Annotated in this window: 7 protein-coding genes and 2 pseudogenes; 3 read left to right on the top strand and 6 right to left on the bottom strand. The window is 67.5% G+C overall.

Going from position 1 to position 4,802, the window contains the following annotated elements; translation table 11 throughout:
* Positions 1 to 94: 94 nt before the first annotated feature.
* Both ACFU6I_RS47810 and ACFU6I_RS47805 read left to right on the top strand, forming a co-directional pair.
* Positions 95 to 472 (top strand): annotated as a pseudogene (locus tag ACFU6I_RS47810) (permease); the annotation flags it as partial.
* A 15-nt stretch (positions 473 to 487) separates the two neighbouring features.
* Positions 488 to 625, top strand: a pseudogene (locus ACFU6I_RS47805) (IS701 family transposase); the annotation flags it as partial.
* 16 nt (positions 626 to 641) lie between these two features.
* On the opposite strand, the gene ACFU6I_RS47800 reads toward ACFU6I_RS47805, so the two are convergent.
* Positions 642 to 1,118 carry a hypothetical protein gene (locus tag ACFU6I_RS47800; protein WP_384380665.1) on the bottom strand — a complete coding sequence of 159 codons (477 nt, stop codon included), beginning with the start codon at positions 1,116 to 1,118 and terminating at the stop codon, positions 642 to 644.
* A 187-nt stretch (positions 1,119 to 1,305) separates the two neighbouring features.
* On the opposite strand from ACFU6I_RS47800, the gene ACFU6I_RS47795 reads away from it, so the two are divergent.
* Positions 1,306 to 1,569, top strand: coding sequence for a hypothetical protein (locus tag ACFU6I_RS47795; RefSeq protein WP_384380659.1), 264 nt, complete (start codon positions 1,306 to 1,308; stop codon positions 1,567 to 1,569).
* Between the two features lie 278 nt (positions 1,570 to 1,847).
* Here ACFU6I_RS47795 and ACFU6I_RS47790 read toward each other — a convergent pair whose 3' ends face one another.
* From ACFU6I_RS47790 to ACFU6I_RS47770, 5 genes are all read right to left on the bottom strand, one after another.
* Entirely contained in the window at positions 1,848 to 2,216 is a 369-nt protein-coding gene (locus ACFU6I_RS47790; protein WP_384380662.1) for a hypothetical protein, read from the bottom strand.
* 8 nt (positions 2,217 to 2,224) lie between these two features.
* Positions 2,225 to 2,482 carry a hypothetical protein gene (locus ACFU6I_RS47785; RefSeq protein WP_030936061.1) on the bottom strand — a complete coding sequence of 86 codons (258 nt, stop codon included), beginning with the start codon at positions 2,480 to 2,482 and terminating at the stop codon, positions 2,225 to 2,227.
* Between the two features lie 197 nt (positions 2,483 to 2,679).
* Positions 2,680 to 3,090: a RidA family protein gene (locus tag ACFU6I_RS47780; protein ID WP_384380656.1), complete on the bottom strand. Its 411-nt coding sequence runs from the start codon at positions 3,088 to 3,090 to the stop codon at positions 2,680 to 2,682.
* Between the two features lie 290 nt (positions 3,091 to 3,380).
* A complete protein-coding gene (locus tag ACFU6I_RS47775; RefSeq protein WP_384380653.1) occupies positions 3,381 to 3,935 on the bottom strand; it encodes a TetR/AcrR family transcriptional regulator in 555 nt (184 codons plus the stop codon).
* 275 nt (positions 3,936 to 4,210) lie between these two features.
* Entirely contained in the window at positions 4,211 to 4,720 is a 510-nt protein-coding gene (locus ACFU6I_RS47770) for a hypothetical protein (RefSeq protein ID WP_384380650.1), read from the bottom strand.
* Between the last annotated feature and the right edge of the window lie 82 nt (positions 4,721 to 4,802).

The raw sequence follows: 4,802 nt of genomic DNA, 5'->3' as shown, positions 1-4,802 counted from the left end.
CGGGCGAATAGACCTTCATCACCATAATCGGTCACCCTCTCCCGACCCCCACCGGGGTCGGCGTCAGAGTGTCCACCACTCAGGGGGAGGTCCCGGGATCAGCTTCGGCGGCGTGGTGGCGTTCATCTTCGCCGACTTGCTGATCCTGCCGATCCTCAACATCTACCGGAAGTACTACGGCGCGAAGATGGCCGCCTTCCTCCTCGGCACCTTCTACCTCGCGATGGTCATTGCGGGATACAGCGTGGAGTTCGCCTTCGGCGGCCTGGGCCTGATCCCCGACCAGGCCGACGCGAAGGTCCCCATGGAAGGCATCAGCTGGAACTACACCACCTGGCTCAACATTGCCTTCCTCATCCTCGCGGCCGTGCTCCTGGTGCGGTTCTTGCGGACCGGCGGGCTGACCATGTTGCACATGATGGGCGGCTCTCCCGACACCGGCCGGGGCCACGGCGACCACATGCAGCGCTGACGTAGCCTGCCTGTGACCACGCTGGTCCGGCTCGCCAAGCTCCGCTGGCGCATCGAGCACGACTACCGGGAGAGGAAGCAGGCCCTGGGCCTGGCCCACTTCGAGGGCCGAACCTGGTGGAACGGCTGCCACCACCACGTCACCCCTGTCTCACCGATGGGGACCAGCCCTACTGGCCGTGCATCGCGGTGCTGTACACGTACAGGGCGATCACACCGGCGACGCAGGCGAGGATCACCCATGAACCGAAACTGGTGTGTTTCCCCCTGCCTTTGGGCCGCCCGGCCTTCCCGGAGCGACGGGGCCGCCCGGCCTTCCCGGAGCGACGGGGCCGCCCGGCCTTCCCGGAGCGACGGGACCGCCCGGGCGCTGCCCGTCCCGGCACGACCGGCGCCGCGTCGGCCGCCGCCTCGGCGAGCAGGCGACGGCAGGTCGCGGCGAGCACGCCTGTACCGGCGGAGAGGGGAACCACGGCCTCCGAACGCGCCGGAGCGGTGGTGCCGCCGTCCAGGATGCGCCCCGCGCGTACGAGGATCTCGTCCCGGCCGCCCGCCGGAGCGAGGCTGATCCACCGCTGTACGTGCTCACCGCGGATGACCACACCGCCGGACCGCTCCCGGTACACGGTGTGTTCCCGCCACAAGATCTCCGCCAACTCACCGGCGGTGTCTCTCAGTTGTGCGCTCAAAACCCCTCCCCCTCCGCCTCGCGGCGAATCGAACAAGCATCGCACTCTAGCGGTAGGCGCAGAGTGGGGGTCCAGCAGTCCCCCCAGCCAGGAAGACATCCTCCGCACCGACCTCACCGTCAACGACCTGTCCATACTCGTCGGCATGGCGGCCCGGCACCGGGTGAACACCCCGCGCCTGGATCAGGTGGACCCGGATGCCTTCTGGCGGGCCGCCGTGTTCCTGGAGGAATGCGTACTGCTGCGCCCCATCCCTGTCCGCAATGAGGCCTACGGCTACGGCGTCGCCTACCTGCAGGCCTCCGGTGAAACCGTCGACACCACTTACGAGGCGTGGCGTGACCTGATCAACAACATCCGCGCCCTACACCTGCACTCGTACGACATCGCCGATCGACTGAGGTCCTGACGCGCTCCCTGACCAACCATCGCTTTCCGCCGCGGCGGTGAGGCAGCATCAGGGCGGCGCAGGTGAGCCGAACCGGTGCGCTGATCGACACCCTGTCGCGGTGGATCGACGCCTCCCCGGCCGATCGCGACCGCGCCCCGAAGACCCGAACCCGGGGGCGGATCGCCAAGGTCGCCGAGGAAACCGGCGAGATGATCACCGCGCTCGTCGGCGCCCTGGGCCACAACCCCCGCGAGGGTCCGCATGGCTGGGCGGCGCCGTCGCACGGCGGGGCTGGATCAGGCGTTGAGGTCCAGTACGCGGACCGGCTCGCCCTGCCACCGCTTCGGGGCGGTGGTGGCGATGATCGCTCCGTCGGGACGGTCGAGTGTGGGCTGCGCTGCGTACTGACTGTGAGCCGCAGCCCATGTCTTCTGCCGGGAGAGGGCCAGGGCCGCGGCCAGGTCCAGATCCAGGACGGTGATACCCGGCAGTGCGGCAAGGTGCTCGGCTGTGCCGGGCCGTGCGCGGTCGGCTTCGACGAGTGCACACGCCGGGGCGTACAGGAACCAGCCGGGTTCGGCGTGGGCCCGGTGGATGAGACGGGACGCGAGGATGTTGCCCTGACCGGCCGCGGCCATCGCCGTTTCGTCCAGGACGATATGCATGGCGTCGGTCACCGGCTCGTCACCTGGGCCAGGCGCCGGTCCAGCTCACTGTCCAGGTCGTCCTGCTCGGCCGGGGTGGGTGCGTAGCCGTTCCACTCCTTCAGTGCGGCCAGGGCCTTCTCGGCACGCTCGGCACGCTCGGCCGGGGTGAGCATGGTCTCGGCCAGACGAGCCAGATAGGCGCGCAGCGACAACCCCTCAGCGGCTGCGATCGCGGCGAGCCGGTCCTTGGCCTCTTCGGGGATACGGACATTGGCATCGGACATGGTCGTACTCCTTCCCACTCCAGAGTACGGGTACGTACCCGTACCCGTCACGTCGGCGTGGGTGGCCGCCACCTTGCCCTTTCCGAAAACTCGTCCCTCCTGGTGGGAGCCGCGTTCCGATCGTCTCGGCAGCATTCTCCACGCGTACGAGCATGCCGCCTGACCTGCGCAGACGGGGTTGTCGGCAAGGCCAGGGCTCAAGAATCGAGCACTGCGGCGACGGCCTCGATCTCGACGAGTTGGTCCTTGTAGCCGAGCACGGTGACGCCCATCAAGGTGCTTGGGACGTCATGATCAGCGAACGAGTCCCGGACTACCTTCCAGGCAGCCACCAGGTCCTCCTGCCGGGCCGATGCGACGAGAACCCTTGTACTGATGACGTCCTGGAGTGACGCACCTGAGGCAGTGAGAGCGGCCTGCATGTTCTCAATGGCTTTCGCCGCCTGGCCCGCGTAGTCCCCGATCGCTGCCGTAGAGCCGTCATCGTTCAGCGGACACGCTCCGGCGAGGAAAATCAGGCGTGCCTCGGCGGGCGCCGTGGCCGCGTAGGCATACTCGGCGACGTCGGACAGGGAGGCAGAGCGGATCAAAGTGATGGCACGAGCCATAGTCGTCGGGTCCTCTCCCATCGGGTATTGAGCTCGAACATCCTGCCAACACCCCGTTGGTTCCCGCCTTCCCTTTTCTTCGTCGCCCCCACGCGCAGCGCCGCCCCCAAGCAGGAGCGACGAGGGTCCGCGAGGCGCCGAGGTCATCACGCATGCCGACCGGTGCCGTCCCGAAGGCACCGAAACCGGCAGGCAGGGGCGGCAGAGAGCGGGCGTACCCTTCCTCGGCCAGGTGCTTGCCTCCGAGGCCGGCGCCCGGAGCACGGGCGATTGGCGCCGCACCCGCGTGCTCAGGCCGTCGTTGTCGTCGGAGGTATCTGGGCTGGAAGGTGGCCGTTCAGGAGGAGGCTGACGATCTGGTCGATCACCGCCTCGCCCGGCGGTTCGCGGCGGACCGCGGCCAGGTAGACGATGGTTCCGGAATAGATGTCGACCATCAGCGAGGTATCGGTGTCGGGCTGCAACCGGCCTTCGAGTCGGGCTCGCTCCAGCATTTCCACGACCGACGCGCGGCGGGGTTCGATGAGCTCGGCGAAGGCTCCAGTACCGGTGGGATCCTCGATCACATCGGCGAGCAGCGCCGGGAGGATCAGGCACGTGGGCATGGCGGAGACGAGCTCGATGGTCAGCCGGACGGCGGTTCGCAGGTCGGCTTCCAGGTCGCCGGTCTCATGGATGGGAGGAAGTGGGACGTCCCCGCTGAGGGCCTCGATCACCAGCGCGGCCTTGTTCGGCCACCACCGATAGATCGTCGCCTTGCTGACTCCGGCTCGCCGTGCGACGCCTTCGAAGGAAAGTCGCTGATATCCGCCCTCGCCGAGCAGGGCTTTCGTGGCTCGGAGCACTGCTTCGTGAGACTCCCGACGCCTCCGCCCGGAGCGAGACACCATGCGGTTGTGCTGGGCGGCGTACTCGGGAGTCAAAGGGTCCTGACGGCCGTTCTGCTGCCTGGGAGTAACCACCGGGTGCCTCCTTTGTGAGCCACTGGTGCGCCCTTTGACTTTGCCCTAAAAGGGACCCTATCTTAGCGATACGAGGCGTTTCGTACCGTACAACCCGCTTCATACTCAATAGTAAGATCCTGAAGCCTGTCGGGGAACTGACAATTCCGATGGGTGGGTCACCGCGCACCAGACCCGCGCGCAGGATCTGGTGCGGATGGGCGTCCCCTGCGAACGCCCGCGATCTCTTTCTCGACCCCCAGAAGGGGGACATCATCATGCGCGCGAATACGACCAGGATGCGGCGAATAGCCGCCGCGGTCTGCGTGGCGCCAATCCTCGCCATCGCGGCCGGCGCCGGAGCTGTCAGCGCGGCTGCTTCTCCCCCGTCCTCCACTGTCGTCTCCGTCCCGTATCAGGACGGCGGCTCGGGTTGGGGCCACGGTTGCTGGTTCGGTGACAACTGGGACTGGGGATTCCACTGTCACGAGGGTTTCGACCATGGTTTCGGTTTCGACCACGGCTTCCGTTTCGACCATGGCTTCGGTTTCGACCATGGCTTCCGCGGTGACCACGGCTTCGGTTTCGAGCATGGCTTCGGCGGTGACCACGGCTTCGGCGGCGGTGACCATGGCTTCGGCGGTGGTGACCATGGCTTCGGTGGTGGTGATCACGGCGGCGGTGACCATGGTCGCTGAGGCTCCAGCGCGGTGAGTTTGCGATCAACACGCGGCAGTTTGTGAGTGCCGCGTCCGGATGCCCGAGCTACTC

The organism is Streptomyces sp. NPDC057486, assembly GCF_042802415.1.
GTDB classification, from domain to species: Bacteria; Actinomycetota; Actinomycetes; order Streptomycetales; family Streptomycetaceae; genus Streptomyces; species Streptomyces yanii.
The sequence above is the reverse complement of the archived record's forward strand: the minus strand, read 5'-3'. Positions and strand labels throughout refer to the sequence as shown.